The organism is Alloalcanivorax profundimaris, assembly GCF_015265435.1.
GTDB classification, from domain to species: domain Bacteria; phylum Pseudomonadota; class Gammaproteobacteria; order Pseudomonadales; family Alcanivoracaceae; genus Alloalcanivorax; species Alloalcanivorax profundimaris.
The window spans coordinates 51,239-70,181 of record NZ_JABJWH010000010.1 but is presented as its reverse complement, the minus strand read 5'-3'; the positions used below and the strand labels follow the sequence as shown (position 1 = coordinate 70,181).

The window sequence follows — 18,943 nt, the reverse complement described above, 5'->3', positions numbered from 1 at the left end:
GGCGTTATTGCGGCTATGGTCGGGGGATCGCCGCCATTTCGAAGCCGCCATGTTCCACCGTTTGATCCGCACCCTGGACCTGCACGACGGCCTGCGCCTGCCGGTGCGCATTGGCCGCCACGAGTTGTTGCTGTTGCATGAAAGCGGGGAGACCTGGCTGGTGCAGCGGCGCTGCCCCCACGGCGACTTTCCCCTGGAACGGGCCAGCCTGCGCGATGGTGTGCTGCGCTGTCCGGGACACGGCCTGGAATTTTCCCTGCACAGCGGGCGCTGCCGGGCCCAGCCGGACTACTGCCTGAAACGGTACATGCTGGAATTCGACGGCCCCTGGCTGGGGGTCAACCTGGACCCGGCCGGGGGCCACTGAAGGCGGGTTCAGCGGCTGGCCACGGTCTCGGTGTCGGCCATCTCGAGCTGATAGCGCAGCCGCAGCTCCTTGACCTTTCGCACATAGGCCCGGGTTTCCGCGAACGGCGGAATGCCGCCGTAGCGGCGCACGTTGCCTTCGCCGGCGTTGTAGGCGGCGAGCACCTGGTCGAGGGTGTCGAACTTGTTCTGCAGATAGGCGATGAAGCGGGTGCCGCCGCGAATGTTGTCGGCGGCGTCGAAGGGATTGGCCACTTCCAGATAGTCGGCGGTGCGCGGCATCAGCTGCATCAGCCCCTGGGCGCCGACCCGGGAAACGGCGTAGCGGTCGAACAGGGATTCGGCGTGGATCACCGCCTTGACCAGGGCCGGTTCCACCTCGAAGCTGCCGGCGGCGGATTGGATCAGGGTGTCATAGCGGTTGCGCTGGTAGTCGGTGAGGGCCCGGGGCTGGTAGCTCCAGCCCTTGCGCACGGACAGCAGGGTGTAGCCGCCGCCCACCTTTTCCTGCGGCTGGTCGGTGAACAGGATTTCCCCGTTCGTCCCCCGGTATTTGTAGATGTTGTCGGCGGCCGCCGTGGGCGCGCCCAGAATCAGCGCCAGGGTCAGCCCCGCGCCGATCACCCCCGTGATCTTCATGTTGTTGTCCAGTCCGGATCCCGATTCCGAGGGTCCTTGATACCACAGTCCTAGCCCGGGTACTAGCTTCGTCGTAGGGAAGCCCGGGACCGGTTCTCATCTTTTTGGCGGAGCGGGCGCCCGCCGTTCACTCGACGCTGCCGTCGCCGGGCGATGATCGTGGTAGCATGCCCGGACGCTGATGGAGGAGGAACTATGCTGTCGGATCGGTTGCACACCTGGGTCGATGTGCTCACCACCTGGCTGGCTCTGGGTTTGTTACTGATACTGTTCGTGCTGTCGGTGGCCGCGGCCGTGCTGTGGGTCCAGGACCGCTACCTGCAGAAAGCCCACGCGATTCGCCGCAACTACCCGTTGATCGGCCGTTTCCGCTACTTCTTCGAGCACATCGGCGAGTTCTTCCGCCAGTATTTCTTCGCCATGGACCGCGAGGAGCTGCCATTCAACCGCGCCCAGCGCAGCTGGGTGTACCGGGCCGCCAAGGACCTCAGCAACACGGTGGCGTTCGGCACCACCAAGCAGAACGCGCCGGGCCGGGTGATCTTTCTCAACACCCCGTACCCGACCCTGGAGAAGGACGCCGCCGAGACCCTGCCGCTGATGATCGGCCCCCACGCCCGCCAGCCCTATGTGGCGCGCAGCTTCCACAATGTTTCCGGGATGAGCTTCGGGGCGCTGTCCAAGCCGGCGGTGCGGGCGTTGTCCCGGGGCGCCGGCTACGCCGGGTGCTGGATGAACACCGGCGAGGGCGGCCTTACCGAGATGCACCTGGAAGGCCACTGCGACCTGGTATTCCAGATCGGCACCGCTTACTACGGCGTGCGCGACGCCGAGGGCAACCTCAGCGACGCCAAGCTGGAGGAGGTGGCCGCCCATCCGGAAGTGAAGATGTTCGAGATCAAGCTCAGCCAGGGCGCCAAACCCGGCAAGGGCGGCATCCTGCCCGCCAATAAGGTGACCCCGGACATCGCCCGCATTCGTGGCATTCCGGTGGGCGAGGCCTCGGTGAGCCCGAACGGCCAGCCCGGCATTCGAGGCGCCGGCGACCTGCTCGACATGATCCAGCGGGTGCGCGAGGTCACCGGCAAGCCGGTGGGCATCAAGACCGTGATCGGTTCCTGGCAGTGGCTGGAGGATCTGTTCATGGAAATCCACCAGCGCGGCCTGGAAAGCGCGCCGGATTTCATCACCGTGGACAGCGGCGAGGGCGGCACCGGCGCCGCCCCCATGTCGTTGATGGACGACGTGGGCCTCAACCTGGCCGAGTCGCTGCCCCTGGTGGTGGACCTGCGCGACGGCTTCGGCCTGCGCGAGCGCATCCGCGTGATCGCCTCGGGGAAGCTGATCAATCCCACCATGGTGGCCTGGGCCATCGCCATCGGCGCGGATTTCTGCGTCTCCGCCCGGGGCTATATGTTCGCCCTGGGCTGCATTCAGGCCATGCAGTGCAACCGCAATACCTGCCCCACCGGGGTCACCACCCACAACCCGCGCCTGCAGCGCGGTCTGGTGCCCGCCGAAAAGGGCCGGCGGGTGGCGCACTTCCACGCCAACCTGGTCAAGGAAGTGGAAACCATCGCCCACGCCTGCGGGGTCGGCGAGCCGCGTCAGCTGCGCCGCCACCATGCGCGCATGGTCAACGCCAATGGCGATTCCATGCCGCTGGAGGAATTGTGGCCGCCCATCGAGGCGGGCGTGTATCTGCGCCAGGGGCGGCCCAGCCTGCACGCGCCCTTCGCCCGTTTCCGGGTGGGCGCCTGAGCCCGTGAATGACTTCAACGACCAACAACGAGGAGAGACCGTTGGCTAACGACTTCGACCTGGTGGTGATCGGCGCCGGTTCCGGGGGCGTGCGCGCCGCCCGCATGGCCGCCGGCCACGGCGCCCGGGTGGCGATCATCGAGGAACGCTTTTTTGGTGGCACCTGCGTGAACGTGGGCTGCGTGCCCAAGAAACTGTTCGCCTACGGCGCCGGTTTCCCGGATGAATTCCGCCTCGCCGCCGACTATGGCTATACCGTGGACGGCTGGTCCTTCGACTGGGCCACCCTGCGCGACAACAAGACCCGGGAAATCGAACGCCTCAACGGCATCTACCGGCGCCTGCTGGACAACGCCGGCGTCACCGTCTTCGAGGGCCACGGCCGCATCGAGGGCGCCGGCCGGGTGAGCGTGGACGGCGACATCCAGCTCAACGCGGAACGCATCCTCATCGCCACCGGCGGCAAGCCCTTCGTGCCGGACTTCCCCGGCAACGACCGGGTGCGCATCTCCGATGACCTGTTCTATCTGGAGCGTTTGCCGGACACCGTGGCGGTGGTGGGCGGCGGCTACATCGCCAGTGAGTTCGCCTCCATCCTCAACGGACTGGGCGTCACCGTGCACCAGCTGTACCGCCGGGAGTTGTTCCTGCGTGGTTTCGACCACGACGTGCGCACCTTCGTCGCCGAGCGGATGGGCGCCAACGGCGTGAAGCTGCACTTCAACACCGACGTGGCGGCCATCGAGGAACGGGATGGCCGCCAGGCCCTGCACCTGGTCGACGGCGGCGAGCTGGTGGTCGACCAGGTGTTCTACGCCACCGGCCGGGTGCCGCGCCTGGACGATCTGCTCGCCGAGGGCGTGGAGCTGGACATCGCCGACAACGGCGCGGTGCGCGTGGACGAGGGGCTGCAGACGTCCCTGGACGGCGTCTACGCCCTGGGCGACGTGATCGACCGGCTGCAGCTCACCCCGGTGGCCCTGGCCGAGGGCACCTGGCTGGCCGCCCATTGGTTCGCCGAGGACAAACCCCAGGGGCCGCTGGATTACCGGGACGTGCCCACGGCGGTGTTCTGCCACCCCAACATCGGCACCGTGGGCTTCACCGAGGAAGAAGCCCTGGAGCGGTTCGGCACCGTGCGCGTGTACCGGGGTAGCTTCCGCCCGATGCGCTACACCCTGGGAGACATTCAGGAGAAAACCCTGATCAAGCTGATCGTGGACGACGCCAGCGACCGGGTGGTGGGGCTGCACATGGCCGGCGAAGAAGCCGCCGAGATCACCCAGGGGTTCGCGGTGGCGATCCGCATGGGCGCCACCAAGGCGGATTTCGACCGCACCATCGGCATCCATCCCACCTCGGCGGAGGAGTTCGTGACCCTGCGGCAGGGCGAAACCGTCACTCTTTGATGGCGGTTCCTACAGTGAGCGCTCCAGGGTCACCGGCAGCCCGTCCTTGGGCACCGGCAAACTGGTGGTGTCCACCGGCATTTCGTAGCCGGCGGGCACCGACCAGCGCCAGCGCAACAGCACCCGGTGCAGAATCGCCTTGACCTGCATCTCCGCGAAATGCAGCCCGATGCACTTGTGCGCGCCGCCGCCGAACGGCACCCAGGCGTAGGGATGCACCTTGTCCTCGCGGCGGTCCTCCGCGAAACGCTCCGGATCGAAACGCTCCGGGTCCGGCCAGTACTCCTCCATGTAATGGGTGAAGTAGGGCGCCACCGTGATGAAGGTGCCCTCGGGAATGTAATAGCCCTGGTACTCCGCGTCGCGCATCGTGCGACGGGGCAGCGACGGCACCGGCGCGCACAGGCGCAGGGCCTCCTTCATGGCCAGGGAAATGCCCGGCAGCGCCTCCAGGTCGCCGTAGTCCAGCCCGTCCTTGCCCAGTGCCCGGCTTTCCGCGCGCAGCCGTTCCTGCCAGTCCGGGTTCCGCGCCAACTGATAAAACAGGTTGGTGAGCGTGATGGTGGTGGTGTCGTGGGCGGCCATCATCAGGAAGATCATGTGGTTGACCACGTCGTCGTCGGAGAAGCGCTCGCCGTCCTCGGTGGTGGCGTGGCACAGGGCGCTGAACAGGTCGTTGTCCTGGCGGGCCCGCTTGGCCGGGATCTCCTCGCGGAACAGCTCTTCCAGCACCCGCCGGCCCTTGAGGCCCCGGGACCAGCGCAGCCCCGGCACCGGGAAGCGGAGCAGGGCGGTGCCGGCGCGCACCGTGTCCACGAAGGCGCGGTTGATGCGTTGTGCCCGGGGCCCCAGTTCGCTGCCCATGAACACGTCGGTGGCCAGATCCAGGGTCAGCTGCTTGAGACGGGGCAGCACCTGGATGGGACCGTCCGGCCAGCGCGCCAGGCCCTCGCCGATGCGCGGACTCATGCGCGCCAGGTAGCCCTCCAGGGCCGGCCGGGTGAACGCCTGCTGCATGATGCGTCGGTGCCAGCGGTGCTCCTCGAAATCCAGCAGCATGATGCCGCGATGGAAGAACGGGCCGATGAAGAAATCCCAACCGCCGTGATTGGAAAACAGGCTGTCCCGGTTGAGCAGCACGAACTGGTTGGCGTCCGGCCCCAGCAGTTGAACCATGCGCAGCCCGAACAGGGAGGTCCAGGACACCGGCCCGTAGGTGTCGTAGCGGTGGCGCAGCATGCCGATGGGATCGCGCATGCTGCTCAGGGTGTTGCCGATCAGCGGCCAGCCGCGGTCACCCGGAATCGGTTTCAGCGCGCTGCCGTCGGGCACCTGGGCAAGAGGCGTGGCGGACATGGGCTTCTCCTTAAGGCGGTAAACATGGTGTTTATCGGATACTGAACCGGTAGCACGCCGGCCGGCAAGAGGGGGTAGATGACTTTCCGCCGCGCATTTACCCGGCCCCTGGCCACGGAACGATCAATCCGTGCCGCGCGCCGTGATCATGGCGCCGCCGCCGCTCTTCAACCGGTTGTTCACGGTGTTATCCACAGTTTCTGTGGACTATCCACGGGACGGCGAGCGGCGGCGCGCGGGCCTGGGAGCGCCGGGGGCCGGTGTGTATGATCTGGCCAACGGTTTTCGACGACGGCGCGCGGAGGAGTAGAGATGCGCAGAGTGGTGTTCAATCAGAAAGGCGGCGTGGGCAAATCCAGCATCACCGTGAACCTGGCGGCGATCGGCGCGGCCCGGGGGCGCAAGACCCTGGTGGTGGATCTGGACCCGCAGTGCAACGCCAGCCAGTACCTGCTCGGCATGGCCGCCTACCAGCACGAAAGCGGCCCCACTCCCAACATCGGCACCTTCTTCGGCCAGACCCTGTCGTTCAAGCTCAAGGAAAAGGCGCCCCGGGACTATGTGCACGCCACCCGCTTCCAGAACCTGCACGTGCTGCCCTCCGACGGCGAGTTGGGCGAGATCGAGCACCTGCTGGAATCCAAGCACAAGATCTACAAGCTGCGCGGCCTGCTCAAGAGCCTGGCCCGGGAGTTCGACGACATCTACGTGGACACCCCGCCGGCGTTCAACTTCTACACCCTGTCGGCGTTGATCGCCGCCGAGCGGGTGCTGATTCCCTTCGACTGCGACGCCTTTTCCCGCAAGGCGCTCTACACCCTGCTGGAAAACATCCAGGAGGTGCGCGAGGACCACAACGAGGACCTGACCCTGGAAGGCATCGTGGTCAACCAGTTCCAGCCCCGCGCCCGGCTGCCCCAGGAGCTGGTGGCGTCCCTGGAGGAGGAGGGGCTGCCGATGCTGGCCAGCCGCCTGTCCGCCAGTGTCGCCATGCGCGAATCCCACGAGCGGGCGACGCCGCTGGTGAACTGGAACCCCCGCCACAAGCTCACCGAGGAATACGAGGCCCTCTACCAGGAACTGACCACCGGGCACTGACCGCCCGTTGAATTGGTAAATGCGGTTGCGTTGTACTATCTTGCGCGGGCTCGTCCGCCGCCGGCGGACCATGACCACTAGCGGTTAGGAGATTCTATGCGCACCCTGCTGCGGGGAGCCCTGCTCGCCATCCTGCTGCTGCCGGCCCTGGGCCAGGCGGCACTGGCGCGCGCCCAGCTCGAAACCTTCGAACGCCAGCTGTGGCGGATCAGCGCCGACCACCACATGATCGATCTGATGGACGGCGATCAGCGCTACGGCGCCTCCCTGGACGAAACCGCGTCGGCGGCGGCCGCCGGCCTGGAAACCCTGGCGGGCAACGCCGAATCCGAGCAAGAGCAGGCCCTGGTGGCCGATCTCCAGGCCCGTTGGCAAGAGCTGGATGCCGCTGGCGAGGGCGACCCGGCCCGCTTCGACCGGGTACCGGCGGCGGTGTCCGAGCGCATCGAAACGTTCGAGGGCGGCGAGAGCGGCGACTACGACGATGTTCAGCGGCTGATCACCGGCCTGCAGCGGCTCACCGCCACCTACACCGCCATCGTCGGCGGCGGGGACGCCGATCAGGACGCCTTCCGTGCCGAGCTGGGCGAATTCGGGCAGCGGCTGAAACGGGCTCAAGCCGCCCACGGCGACCACGGCCCGCTCAAGGAAGCCCTGGAGCAGTCCCGCTTGAAGTGGGAATTCGTGCGTGGCTCCCTGACCAAGTTCGGCAACGACGCGGTGCCCTTCCTGGTGTACCGCTACACCGGCCGCATGACCGAGAACCTGGACCAGGCGATGGCGCCGGCGGACTGATCAGTCCGCCCGGTCCGCCAGCCAGTCGGCGATCACCCGCCAGCAGTGCGCCGGCGCCTTGCCGCCGGCGAACACCCCGGCATGGCCGCCGGGGGCCACCTCGAAACGTTTGTCCCGGCTGCCCACCACCTTGAGCACCTCCTTGGCGGCGCGCACGCTGACGATGCGGTCGCTGGCACCGCCGAAAGCGAGCAGATCCTGGGTGACGCGGCCGAAGTCCACGCGCCGCTCGCCGATGGTGAGCCGGCCACTGGCCAGGCTGTTGGCCAGGATCATCTTCTCGATCACCTCGCGCACCACGGCGCCCGGATAGTCCACCATGTCGTTGAACCACTGGCCCATGGTCATGTATTCGGTGACGTAGTCGCGGTCGCCAATGTTGCGCACCAGATCCATGTAGGACTGCACCAGCCCCGGCGGATTGGTAAGCTTGAAGCCCCAGGAGAGCAGGTTGGCGGGAATGTGGAACAGCTTGCTGTCCAGGGGCTCCAGGCGGAACTGGAACCAGTCGTGGATCTGCATGGCGGGGATCGCCGCCAGGCTGAACACCTTGCCGAACGGCCCGCTCTTGTGAAAGTTCACCGGGCTGGCGATGGTCGCCAGGCTGTTCACCGGGGCGTCCGGGTGGCCGCCCAGATAGAGCAGGTTGAGCAGGCCGCCCATGCAGTAGCCGAGCAGGTTGACCCGCTCGGCGCCACTGTCGGCGAGCACCGCCGCCACCGCCTCGGGCAGCCAGCGGTTCACGTAGGTGTCCAGGCCCAGCTCCCGGTCCGCCTGGGACGGCTGGCCCCAGTCGATCAGGTAGACGTCGTGGCCGCGCGCCATCAGGTAGCGGACCATGGAGCGGTTGGGCATCAGGTCGAAGGTCCAGCAATGAATGCCCAGCGCCGGCACCAGGATCAGCGGCAGCCGGTGTTTGTCGCGGCGCACCGGCACGGTTTCCTCGCCCACGGTGATGGCGGCCATGGGCGGCAGGCTGTAGTGACGCACGGCCATGATGCCGTCGCGATGGATCTCCTCCCAGGGGGTCTTGTCGGTCTGGATGAACCGCCGCGGATGCCGGCGCCGCTCGACGGCGTGGCGGAGCGCGCGGGCGGAGTGTTTCAGGGAAGGGCGTGGCGCCATGCAACCTCTCGCCAATTGAACCTGTGGAAACGAGGGGGTAATCTTGCCGGGCCCGCAGTAACCGAGCATTGGCCGCCGTGACGGATTCCAAGATTCCCTACACCCGAATGGACGTGTGCAACCGTTCCCTGGAAACGGTGAAGCATTCGCGCAACCTGGGCATGGAGGTGCTCAGCGCCGAGGAAGAGGGCGTGCGCGTGCGTTTGCCCTGGCGCGAGGACCTGGTCGGTAACCCGGACACCGGGGTGCTGCACGGCGGCGCCATCTTCGCGATGATGGATCAGGCCGGCGGCATGGCCAACAGCTGCCGCCTGTACCCCAACTTCGAGATCACGCCGACCATCGACTTCCGCGTCGATCACCTGCACGCGCCCACCCCGGGCAAGGCGGTGGTCTGCCACGCTTCCTGCTACCGGCTCACCGACCACGTCACCTTCGTGCGGCTGACCACCTGGGAGGAGGGCAAGGAGGACGGCGAACCGGTGGCCACCGGGCTGGCCACCTATACGCGCATGAAAATCGACAAGAACGGCCGGGTGGTGTCCTGATGACGGAGAGTCTCAAAGCGCTGATCGAAGCCTGCCGCCAGGGCCAGGCGGATTACCAGGATCTCGTCGACCGGGTGCCCTACGCCCGCTTCCTGGGCATCGAACTGCGGGTCCAGGGGGAGGAACTCACCTTCATCCTGCCCAAGAACCCGGAGAACATCGGCAACCCCACGCTGCCCGCTCTGCATGGCGGCGCCGTGGCCGGCTTCATGGAGCAGGCGGCGATCATCTTCATCCTGCTGGAGATGGGCGAGCCCAAGGTGCCCAAGACCATCGATTTCACCATCGACTACCTGCGCGCCGGCCTGTTCCGGGACACCTACGCGGAATGCCGCATCACCCGGCTGGGCCGGCGCATCGCCAATGTGCACATCAGCGCCTGGCAGAAGCGCCGGGAAGAGCCGATCACCATCGCGCGGGCCCACTTTCTGCTCTCCGAAGAGAACAACTGAGTTCGGGAAAGCAGTTTAACTTTAATCATTAAGTCATTGATTTCAGGGCCGGGAAGGCCCCTCAGGAGACCGCCGTGCCGCGCCCGTTGACCCCCACGCTCACCCAGGCCCTGCTGCTGGGCGCGGTGGGCGTCACCGCCCTCGGCCAGACCCTGGTGTTTATTCTGCTGCCCTCCCTGGGCCGCGCCGCCGGCCTGGCGGAAATCCAGGTGGGCCTGATCATCAGCTGCTCGTCCCTGGCGTTCGCCCTGGCCAGCCCGATCTGGGGCTATCTGAGCGAACTGCGTGGGCGCCGCCCGGTGCTGATCATCGGCCTGAGCGGCTACGCCGTGGGCACGCTGATCTTCGGCGTGATCTTCCACCTCGGCCTCACCGGCTTGCTGGCCGGCAGCGCGCTGCTCACCCTGCTGGTGGTGGCGCGCATGGCCCAGGCGCTGATCATGGCCGCCACGCCGCCCTCGGCGGCGGCCTACACCGCCGACATCACCACCCCGGAGGCCCGTACCCGGGGCATGGCCCGCATTGGCGCCGCCAACAATCTGGGCACCGTGCTGGGCCCCGGCGTGGGTGGCATGCTGGCCGCGGTGTCCCTGGTGCTGCCGCTGTATCTGGTGGGGGCGCTGGTGGGGCTGATGGCCCTGGCGGTGATGTTTTTCCTGCCGCCCTCGCCGTACCGGGGCCAGCCCGCCGACCAGCGCGTGCGCGCGGTGCTGGCCACCGGCCTGCGCGCCTACGGCGACCGCCGCTTCCGGGACCTGCTGGTGACCGGCGTGGTGCTGTTCATGTGCCTGGCGCTGATCCAGCAGACCCTGGGCTTTCTGTTCCAGGACGCTCTGAACATGAGCCCGGCGGAGGCCGCCGGCGCCCTGGGCACCACCATGATGGCGGCGGCGGTGACCTCCCTGCTCGGTCAGCTATTGGTGGTGCAGTGGCTGCGCGCCCCGGCGCTGGTCCTGCTGGCGGTGGCGGTGCCCGCCATCGGCGTGGGCGCCGGCCTGTTGTGGGGGTTCGACAACCGGGTCGGGATGACCGCGGCGGTGATGCTGGTGGGGCTGGGGATCGGCTTCGGCATGCCGGCGATCATGGCGCTTGCCAGTCTGCGCGTGTCCAGCGAGGAGCAGGGCAGGGTGGCGGGGCTGGCCAGCGCCTGTCCGTCCCTGGGCTTCGTGCTCGGGCCGCTGGTGGGCACCGGGCTCTACTCGGTGGATCACCGCTTTCCGTACATGCTGGTGGTGGCGCTGATGGTGCCGCTGGGGGTTCTGGTCTGGCGGCTGCGCGCCAAGAAACAGGAAGTGGAAGGGGGCTGAAAGGCACTGAAGCCGCCCCGGGCGGGGCGGCTCCGAACGTTGCTTACTTCTCGTAGGGGATCAGGGTCAGTTCCACGCGGCGGTTCTGCTGGCGACCGCTGGCGGTGCCGTTATCGGCCACCGGCTGGGTTTCACCGAAGCCCACGGTGTCGATGCGCACGGCCTGCACGCCGTAGCCCTGCAGAACCTGGGCCACCGCCTGGGCGCGTTGCTGGGACAGGAGCATGTTGTAGCGCTCGCCACCGGTGCTGTCGGTGTGGCCGGCCACCTGGATCATGGTGGATTTGTACTCCTTGAGCACCTCGGAGACGGAATCCAGCACCGGCCGGAAGTTGCTCTGCACATTGGTGCTGTCGGTGGCGAAGGTCACGTTGCCCGGCATATTGAGGATGATGCGGTCACCCTGGCGGGTCACGGACACACCGGTGCCTTCCAGCTTCTGACGCAGCTTCGCTTCCTGGGTGTCCATGTAGTAGCCCACGCCGCCGCCGGCGATGGCGCCGATGCCGGCCCCGGCCAGCGCCCGTTCCTTACGCTCTTTGGCGTTGTCGGAGGTGGCGATGCCCAGCAGGGCGCCGCTCACCGCGCCGATGGCGGCGCCGGAGGTGGCCTTGGAAGTCTGTTTCTCACCCGTGTACGGATTGATCGTGCTGCAACCGGCCAGGGTCACGGCCCCCGCCAGCATGAGGCTTCCGGCAAGACGTTTCATTGTCGCTCCTTAAATCCTTTGTTTTCCGGTGGCTTCACCTTAGCCCACCGGGGAGGCGAAACCATAGCCAGCCGGTAAAAATCGGTAAAGTCGCGTAGCCCGGGAATGAGACCGGCGCCGCGCCTACGGGGCGGGGAACGGGCCGGCTTGTCCTTAAAAGTCCATTTTTGTCCGCCAGGGCCAGTGAAAGGCCGGGGCCCCGGCACTATCATCGGGGTTTTATCGCGGCCACCGCAGGAGAACCCAACGCATGCGACGCTGGAACGGCTGGGGCGACAGCGCCAACGACTATCCCTTGAAACCGGCCGGGGCGGCCTTTCTGGAAGCCCGGTTGGGCGCCGGCCAGCGCCTCGCCGACGCGGACCTGGACCAGGTGCTGGCGTCGGTGCCGGCCAGCCGGCTGGCGCACCACCCGCTGGTGGACACGGCCCCCGAGACCCGCGTGCGCCATGCCCGGGGCCAGAGCCTGGCGGACTGGCTGGCGATGCGTTCCGGGGACTTCGGCGTGTTTCCGGACGGCGTCGCCTTCCCGGAAAGCGGCGAGCAGGTCCGCGAACTGCTGGACTGGTGCCGCGACCAGGACGTGCTGCTGATCCCCTACGGGGGCGGCACCTCGGTGGCCGGGCACATCAATCCCCGCGCCGGCGACCGGCCGGTGCTCACCCTCAGCCTGGCGCGGCTGGACCGGCTCACCGACCTGGACCAGGCCAGCCAGGTGGCCACCTTCGGCGCCGGCACCCCGGGCCCGTCGGTGGAGCGCCAGCTCGCCGAGCGGGGCTACCGGCTGGGGCACTATCCGCAGTCCTGGGAGTTGTCCACCCTGGGCGGCTGGGTGGCGAGCCGCTCCAGCGGCCAGCAGTCCCTGCGTTACGGGCGCATCGAGCAACTGTTCGCCGGCGGCCGGGTGGAAACCCCCACCGGCACCCTGACGTTGCCCACCATTCCGGCGTCCTCCGCCGGCCCCGATCTGCGCGAGATGGTGATGGGCTCGGAAGGGCGCCTGGGGGTGATCACCGAGGTGAAGGTACGGGTCAGCCCGCTGCCGGAGGAGGAGCAGTTCCACGTCGCCTTCCTGCCGGACTGGGACAGCGCCGTGCTGCTGGCTCGCCGCCTGGTACAGGCGCGGGTGCCGCTGTCCATGGTGCGCGTGTCCAACGCCGAGGAAACCCGCACCCAGCTCACCCTGGCCGGCCACGAGCGCCTGGTGGCGGCCCTGGAGCGCTACCTGGCCCTGCGCGGCCAGCCCCGGGGGCGCAAATGCATGCTCACCTTCGGCATCACCGGCGACAAGGCTCATTGCCGGCATGCCCTGGGCGAGGCGCGCCGGGCGATCCGCGCCGCCGGCGGTGTCACCACCGGGCGGGCCCTGGGCCGTAAATGGGAGGAGGCGCGCTTTCGCTCCCCCTATCTGCGCCACGGGCTCTGGGAACGGGGCTACGCCGTGGATACCCTGGAGACCTGCGTGGACTGGGGACGGGTACCGCAAACGGTGGCCGCCATCGAGCAGGCCATCCGCGACCACGCCGGCGACGGCGAAACCGCCCATGTTTTCACGCACCTGTCGCATTTGTATGCGCAGGGTTCCAGTATCTACACCACCTATGTGTTCCGCTGCTCCTCGGATTACGAAGGCACCCGGCAACGGTGGTGGGCGATGAAACGGGCCGCCAGCGACGCCATCGTGGCCAACGGCGGTACCATCAGTCACCAGCACGGCGTGGGCCGCGACCACGCGCCCTGGCTGGTGCACGAGAAGGGCGAGCGGGGCCTGGTGGCCCTGCGCGACCTGGTCACCCATTTCGACCCGCAAGGGCGGCTCAATCCGGGCTGCCTCCTGGAGGACTGACAACATGCTGGCATCGCGCCCGAGCCTGGCCGACCTGGCCGGACAACAGTGGGATCTGATCGTGGTCGGCGGCGGCATCACCGGCGCCGGCGTGCTGCTGGAGGCCGCCCGCCAGGGCCGCAAGGCGCTGCTGCTGGAGCAGCGTGATTTCGCCTGGGGCACGTCCAGCCGCTCCTCGAAGATGGTGCACGGCGGCCTGCGTTACATCGCCCAGGGCGACGTGCGCCTGACCCGGGACGCGCTGCGCGAGCGGGAGCGCTTGCTGCGCGATCTGCCCGGCCTGGTGGAGCGCGCCACCTATCTGTTTCCGCTGCGCAAGGGCCGCTTCCCGGGCCGCTGGCCGATGACCGCGGTGCTGTCCCTGTATGACTTCCTGGCCGGCATCCGCGACCACCGCTTTCTGTCCAGAAAGGAACTGCTGCGCCGGGTGCCGGGCCTGGACGACACCGGCCTGAGCGGCGCCATGAGCTACACCGACGCGCTCACCGACGATTGCCGCCTGGTGATCCGCTGCCTGCTGGAAGCGGCCCGGGTGGGGGGCCGGAGCCTCAACTACGCCCGCGTCACCGGCACCCGCCGGGAGGACGGCGTCACCCGGGTCACGGTGCGCGACGAGGTGGCCGGCGAAACCGGCGAGCTCAGTGCCCCGGTGGTGATCAATGCCACCGGCGCCTGGGCCAACCGGCTTGGCGCCAACCGCTCCGGCGAAGGCGGCGCGGAAACGCCGCGCATCCGCCCCCTGCGCGGCAGTCACCTGTTCGTGGACCCGGCGCGGCTGCCGGTGGACGACTGCCTCACCGTGATGCACCCCCGGGATGGCCGGCCGGTGTTCGTGTTCCCCTGGGAGGGCGTGACCTGCGTGGGCACCACGGACCTGGACCACGGCGACGATCTCGACCTGGAGGCCAGCGCCAGCGGCGCCGAGGTGGACTATCTGCTGGAGCTGATCAATGGCCAGTTCCCCGGCGCCGGCCTGACCCGGGACGACGTGCTTTCCACCATGGCCGGGGTGCGCCCGGTGATCGCCTCCGGCGACGGCAAGGACCCGTCCAAGGAACGCCGCGACCACGCCGTCTGGGAGCACGACGGCCTGGTGACGGTAAGCGGCGGCAAGCTCACCACCTTCCGGCTGATCGCCCTGGACGCTTTGGCTGCCGCCGGTTTGCTGGACGCACGGACCGCGCGCCGCGCCCGGCGCAGCAACGCGCCCCTGTTCCGGCCGTTGCCGGAGGCGCCGTCCCAGGTGGACCGCTTCCTGCACGCGGTTCAGGACGACGATGCCCTGCTGCGCTGGGTGCTGGAAAACGAAGCGGTGGTGCACCTGGACGATCTGCTGCTGCGCCGCACCCGGCTCGGCCTGCTGCGCCGGGACGGCGGCGAGGGCCTGGCGGAGCGGCTGCGCGCCCTGACCGGTGAACTGCTGGGCTGGGACGAGGCCCGCTGGCGCCAGGAGTGGGCCCGCTACCAGGATCTGCGCGCCCGTTTCTACGGCGTGCCGCCGGCCGAGCGGGCGGCGGCGTGAGCGCTGCCGCCACCCGGCCGGCGGCGCCGCTGCTGCTGGCGCTGGACCAGGGCACGCAAAGCGCCCGGGCGATGCTGTTCGACACCGCCGGCGAGCTGGTGGCCCGCCATCAGCAGCCGATCCAGGCCTACCGGGACACCGGGCCGGGGCAGGCGGAGCAGGACGCGGATTACTTCTGGGAGCAACTGGCGCGGGCCTGCCAGGGCCTGTGGGCGGCGCACGGCGACCTGCGCGAGCGCGTGGCGGCGGTGGCGCTGACCACCCAGCGTGCCTCCGTGGTGTGCCTGGACCAGGCCATGCGGCCGCTGCGCCCGGCCATCATCTGGCTGGATCAGCGCCGCACCCGGGACTACCCGCGCCTGCCTTGGTACTGGCGCTGGCCGGTGGCGGCGTTGGGGCAGGGCGAGACCCTGCGCCAGTTCCAGTCCAAGGCGGAGTGCAACTGGCTGGCCGCCGACGAGCCGGACCTCTGGGCCGGCACCCGCTATTTCCTGCTGCTGTCCGGCTATTTGTCCTGGAAGCTGTGCGGTGAACGCCGGGACTGCACCGCCAGCCAGGTGGGCTATCTGCCCTATGACTTCAAGCGCCAGGACTGGGCCGGCCCGGCGGATATGAAGTGGCGGGCCCTGCGGGTGCGCCGCGAGCAGCTGCCGGAGCTGGTGCCCCCGGGGCGCCCGCTGGGGGCCATCACCGCCACGGCCGCCGCCAACACCGGCATTCCGGAGGGCCTGCCGCTGATCGCCTGCGGCGCCGACAAGGCCTGCGAGGTGCTCGGCGCCGGCGCCTTCACCCCGGACGTGGGCAACCTGAGCTACGGCACCACCGCCACCTTCAACACCTGCAACGCGCGCTTCGTGGAACCGATCCGCTTCGTGCCGGCCTACGGGGCGGCCGCCCCGGGGCGCTACAACTCCGAGATCATCGTACAGCGCGGCTACTGGATGGTGAACTGGTTCAAGCGCGAGTTCGCCGCCGAGGAAGTGCGCGAAGCGGAACGCCTGGGCGTGGCGCCGGAACGGCTGTTCGAGCGCCTGCTGGACGACTCGCCGCCGGGCGCCATGGGCCTCACCCTGCAGCCGTTCTGGAACCCGGGGGTGCGCATTCCCGGCCCGGAGGCCAAGGGCGCCATCATCGGTTTCGGCGACGTGCACACCCGCGCCCACCTGTACCGGGCGATCATCGAGGGCATCGCCTACGCCCTGCGTGACGGCAAGGAGCGCCTGGAGAAACGCAACCGCGCGCCGGTGCGCGAGCTGCGTGTGTCCGGCGGCGGCTCGCAAAGCGACGCGGTGATGCAGATCACCGCCGACGTGTTCGGCCTGCCGGCGGTGCGCCCGCACACCTTCGAAACCTCCGGCCTGGGGGCCGCCATCAACGCGGCGGTGGGCGCCGGCCTGTTCGCCGACCACGGCGCCGCCGTGGCGGCGATGACCCGCAAAGGGGAGACCTTCCTGCCCCGACCGGCGCCGCGCGCCCTGTATGACCGGCTCTACCGGCGCGTTTACCGGCGCCTGTACCCGCGCCTGGCGCCCCTGTACCGGTCGATCCGTCACGCCACCGGCTACCCGGGCCAGTATTGAAACCCCGGTGTTACACTGAGGTTTTGCTGATTTCGGAAACGGGATAACGTCATGCGCGTCACCGACCTGGCCCAGCGGGCCGACACCACCGCCGAAACCGTGCGCCACTACACCGACCTGGGCCTGCTGCGCCCGCGCCGGGACCCGGGCAACGGCTACCGCCTGTACGGCGGCGACGATCTGCGCCGGCTGCGTTTCGCGCTCAAGGCGCGCAGCCTGGGTTTCACCCTCAGCGACGTGCGCGAGTTGATCGAGGAATCGGAAGGGGGCGAGGCGCCCTGTCCCCGGGTGCGCCGGCTGATCGAGGCGCGGCTGGCGCAGGTGGAGGAGCGTATTCGTGAATTGAGCGGCCTCAGCGAGCGCATGCGCGCCGCCATGGCCGCCTGGGAGGACGCCCCGGACTGCCGCCTGGACGACGGCCGGGTGTGCGGGCTGATCGATTCCTTCAACGCGGCCGGCGAGGAAACACACCCCTGAAGGAGGTCGCCTTCCTGGGCCCATCGCGGCTGAAGCCGCTCCTACAGATCTCCAGCAGCCCCCGTAGGAGTGGCTTCAGCCGCGATCCGTGCCTTTGCCGGCGCCTTTCTCGGACGCCTTTTCCGAGGCCTTCTCGGACACCCGCTCTTCCTTGGCGTCGTCCTTGATCAGCGCCATCACCGACCAGCCCGGGCGCGGTTCCGGCTGCGCCTCGGCGGTGAATACATGGATGCGGTCGCGGGGATCGATGGCGAACAGCGGCCACACCTGGCGATCCTCCACGGCCAGGTAGGCCTTGAAGCTGAATTCCTCGGTGATGCGAGTGCGGCGGATATCCGCGCCCTGGCTGATCAGGCTGGCCAGTCGCGCATAGCTGGCCTCGTTGCTGAACAGGGTGGCGCCCCGGTGGTGCGCCGCCACTTCGTGCTTGTCTTCCTTCTCGCTCACCCAGGGCAGGCTGTAGACATTGGGCTCGCCGAATTCCAGGCGATAGCGCATGGTGGCCACGGTGTTCAGCTCCCGGCGCGGGCTCAGGCCCAGCAGCTTGCCGTAGCCCACCAGATCCAGATGCTGGTCGGCGTGGCTGGACACCGGATTGCCGTAGAAAGTGCTCAAGCCTTCCATGCGCGCGGAGCGGATGCTCTCCCAGTTAGAGTCGATCAGCAGCACCGGAAAGTTGTTCTGTTGCAGGGCCTTGCCGATGGCCCGGGACACCGGGTTGGCGCCGATCAGCAGGAAGCCGCGCGGGCCCGGCTCGGCCACCTTGAGCAGCTGCGCCAGGGGGCGCGCGGTGACGCTCTGCAGCGCCACCGTGCCGATGATGATCATGAAGGTCAGCGGCACCAGCAGGTCGGCGCCGGCCACGCCGCTTTCTTCCAGGCGCTGGGCGAACAGCGCCGAGACGGCGGCGGCGACGATGCCGCGCGGCGCGATCCAGGCCAGCAGCGCCTTCTCCCGCCAGTTCAGACTGCTGCCCAGGGTCGCCACCCACACCGACAGCGGCCGCGCCACCAATTGCACGATGGCCAGCACCAGCAGCGCCGAGGCGCCCAGGCTGAGCAGCTGGTCCATCTCCAGGCGCGCCGCCAGCACGATGAACAGGCCGGAGATCAGCATTACCGACAGGTTCTCCTTGAAGTGGAGAATGTCGTCGGTGCGCACGCCCTTGCGGTTGGCCATGACGATGCCGGTGACGGTCACCGCCACCAGGCCGGATTCCTCGCTGAGCCCGTTGGCGAGCACGAATTCGCCGATCACCGCCGACAGCACCAGGAAGCTGCGCAGGTATTCCGGCACCAGATGGCGGCTGAGCAGGGCGCTCAGAATAAAAGCCACCACGGTGCCGATGACCGCGCCCACGGCGATCGCCTGGAAGAACAGCCACAGGCCGTGGAGCAGGGCACCCTGCTGGCCGGTGGCCACCACCAGTTCATAGGCCAGTACCGCCAGGATCGCGCCCAGCGGATCGATGACGATGCCTTCCCAGCGCAGCAGCCGGGCGATGTTGGCCTTGGGCCGCACGCTGCGCAGCAGCGGCACGATCACCGTGGGGCCGGTGACCACCACCAGGGCGCCGAACAACAGCGCCAGCCCCAGCGGCAGCTTGAGCAGCCCCCAGGCCGCCAGGGTGACCACGCCCCAGGTAATCAGCGCGCCCCAGATCACCAGCCGCCGCACGGTCTTTTCCAGGCCGCGGATCTCGTCGAAGCGCAGGGTCAGGGCGCCCTCGAACAGAATGATCGATACCGCCAGGGACACCCCGGGCAGCAGCAGGTCGCCGAACAGCTCGCGGGGCTGGATCAGGCCGGCCACGGAGCCGAGCAACAAACCGGAAATCAGCAACGGCAGAATCGCCGGCAATTTGATCCGCCAGGACGCCCATTGGCACAGAAAGGCGACCACGGTGATCAGCGCCAGCTGGAAGGGAGCGGAAAGTTCCATGGGCTTCCTTGT

Annotated in this window: 17 protein-coding genes; 12 read left to right on the top strand and 5 right to left on the bottom strand. The window is 68.6% G+C overall.

Translation table 11 applies throughout. The annotated features are described in order from the left end of the window. The first annotated feature begins 49 nt into the window (after window positions 1-49). Entirely contained in the window at window positions 50-367 is a 318-nt protein-coding gene (locus HMJ39_RS06545; protein ID WP_161385122.1) for a Rieske (2Fe-2S) protein, read from the top strand. An 8-nt stretch (window positions 368-375) separates the two neighbouring features. On the opposite strand, the gene HMJ39_RS06540 is transcribed toward HMJ39_RS06545, so the two are convergent. After that, window positions 376-1,005, bottom strand: a complete 630-nt coding sequence (locus tag HMJ39_RS06540) for a transglycosylase SLT domain-containing protein (protein ID WP_194296696.1) — start codon at window positions 1,003-1,005, stop codon at window positions 376-378. Window positions 1,006-1,200: 195 nt separating this feature from the next. Between HMJ39_RS06540 and HMJ39_RS06535 the strand changes: the two genes are divergently transcribed. Both HMJ39_RS06535 and gorA read left to right on the top strand, forming a co-directional pair. Then, the gene (locus HMJ39_RS06535; RefSeq protein ID WP_194296695.1) at window positions 1,201-2,766 is read left to right on the top strand and encodes an FMN-binding glutamate synthase family protein; all 1,566 of its coding nucleotides are present in this window, start codon (window positions 1,201-1,203) and stop codon (window positions 2,764-2,766) included. 41 nt (window positions 2,767-2,807) lie between these two features. Continuing rightward, window positions 2,808-4,175 (top strand): glutathione-disulfide reductase, encoded by a 1,368-nt coding sequence (gorA, locus tag HMJ39_RS06530; protein ID WP_194296694.1) that lies wholly within the window; start codon window positions 2,808-2,810, stop codon window positions 4,173-4,175. Between the two features lie 9 nt (window positions 4,176-4,184). Here the strand turns inward: gorA and HMJ39_RS06525 are convergent, their stop codons facing one another. Next, window positions 4,185-5,531 carry a cytochrome P450 gene (locus tag HMJ39_RS06525; RefSeq protein ID WP_194296693.1) on the bottom strand — a complete coding sequence of 449 codons (1,347 nt, stop codon included), beginning with the start codon at window positions 5,529-5,531 and terminating at the stop codon, window positions 4,185-4,187. 312 nt (window positions 5,532-5,843) lie between these two features. On the opposite strand from HMJ39_RS06525, the gene HMJ39_RS06520 reads away from it, so the two are divergent. Then, window positions 5,844-6,629, top strand: a complete 786-nt coding sequence (locus tag HMJ39_RS06520; protein WP_194296692.1) for a ParA family protein — start codon at window positions 5,844-5,846, stop codon at window positions 6,627-6,629. Window positions 6,630-6,725: 96 nt separating this feature from the next. Continuing rightward, a complete protein-coding gene (locus HMJ39_RS06515) occupies window positions 6,726-7,424 on the top strand; it encodes a hypothetical protein (protein ID WP_194296691.1) in 699 nt (232 codons plus the stop codon). On the opposite strand, the gene HMJ39_RS06510 is transcribed toward HMJ39_RS06515, so the two are convergent. Next, the gene (locus HMJ39_RS06510; RefSeq protein WP_161385129.1) at window positions 7,425-8,549 is read right to left on the bottom strand and encodes an alpha/beta fold hydrolase; all 1,125 of its coding nucleotides are present in this window, start codon (window positions 8,547-8,549) and stop codon (window positions 7,425-7,427) included. It lies immediately after the preceding gene. Window positions 8,550-8,626: 77 nt separating this feature from the next. Here HMJ39_RS06510 and HMJ39_RS06505 point away from each other — a divergent pair, with 77 nt between their 5' ends. The 3 genes from HMJ39_RS06505 to HMJ39_RS06495 all read left to right on the top strand — a co-directional run bounded on the left by HMJ39_RS06505 (window position 8,627) and on the right by HMJ39_RS06495 (window position 10,856). Further along, the gene (locus HMJ39_RS06505) at window positions 8,627-9,097 is read left to right on the top strand and encodes a PaaI family thioesterase (RefSeq protein ID WP_256245616.1); all 471 of its coding nucleotides are present in this window, start codon (window positions 8,627-8,629) and stop codon (window positions 9,095-9,097) included. Beyond that, window positions 9,097-9,549, top strand: coding sequence for a PaaI family thioesterase (locus HMJ39_RS06500; RefSeq protein ID WP_161385130.1), 453 nt, complete (start codon window positions 9,097-9,099; stop codon window positions 9,547-9,549). Before HMJ39_RS06505 ends, HMJ39_RS06500 begins: the two co-directional genes overlap by 1 nt. A 74-nt stretch (window positions 9,550-9,623) precedes the next feature. Beyond that, a complete protein-coding gene (locus HMJ39_RS06495) occupies window positions 9,624-10,856 on the top strand; it encodes an MFS transporter (RefSeq protein WP_323370855.1) in 1,233 nt (410 codons plus the stop codon). 43 nt (window positions 10,857-10,899) lie between these two features. Here HMJ39_RS06495 and HMJ39_RS06490 read toward each other — a convergent pair whose 3' ends face one another. Beyond that, window positions 10,900-11,565, bottom strand: a complete 666-nt coding sequence (locus HMJ39_RS06490) for an OmpA family protein (protein ID WP_161385132.1) — start codon at window positions 11,563-11,565, stop codon at window positions 10,900-10,902. 250 nt (window positions 11,566-11,815) lie between these two features. On the opposite strand from HMJ39_RS06490, the gene HMJ39_RS06485 reads away from it, so the two are divergent. Genes HMJ39_RS06485 through HMJ39_RS06470 form a run of 4 tightly spaced genes read left to right on the top strand, consistent with a single transcriptional unit; the run spans window position 11,816 to window position 16,990 of the window. After that, window positions 11,816-13,411, top strand: a complete 1,596-nt coding sequence (locus HMJ39_RS06485; RefSeq protein ID WP_161385133.1) for an FAD-binding oxidoreductase — start codon at window positions 11,816-11,818, stop codon at window positions 13,409-13,411. A gap of 4 nt (window positions 13,412-13,415) precedes the next feature. Next, window positions 13,416-14,933, top strand: coding sequence for a glycerol-3-phosphate dehydrogenase/oxidase (locus HMJ39_RS06480; protein ID WP_161385134.1), 1,518 nt, complete (start codon window positions 13,416-13,418; stop codon window positions 14,931-14,933). Next, complete coding sequence (locus HMJ39_RS06475; protein ID WP_321206069.1) at window positions 14,930-16,513, top strand: FGGY-family carbohydrate kinase; 1,584 nt, start codon at window positions 14,930-14,932, stop codon at window positions 16,511-16,513. The genes HMJ39_RS06480 and HMJ39_RS06475 overlap by 4 nt, the downstream gene beginning before the upstream one ends. Window positions 16,514-16,564: 51 nt before the next feature. Beyond that, the gene (locus HMJ39_RS06470; RefSeq protein WP_161385135.1) at window positions 16,565-16,990 is read left to right on the top strand and encodes a MerR family DNA-binding protein; all 426 of its coding nucleotides are present in this window, start codon (window positions 16,565-16,567) and stop codon (window positions 16,988-16,990) included. Between the two features lie 75 nt (window positions 16,991-17,065). On the opposite strand, the gene HMJ39_RS06465 is transcribed toward HMJ39_RS06470, so the two are convergent. Next, window positions 17,066-18,931 (bottom strand): cation:proton antiporter, encoded by a 1,866-nt coding sequence (locus HMJ39_RS06465; protein ID WP_161385136.1) that lies wholly within the window; start codon window positions 18,929-18,931, stop codon window positions 17,066-17,068. Between the last annotated feature and the right edge of the window lie 12 nt (window positions 18,932-18,943).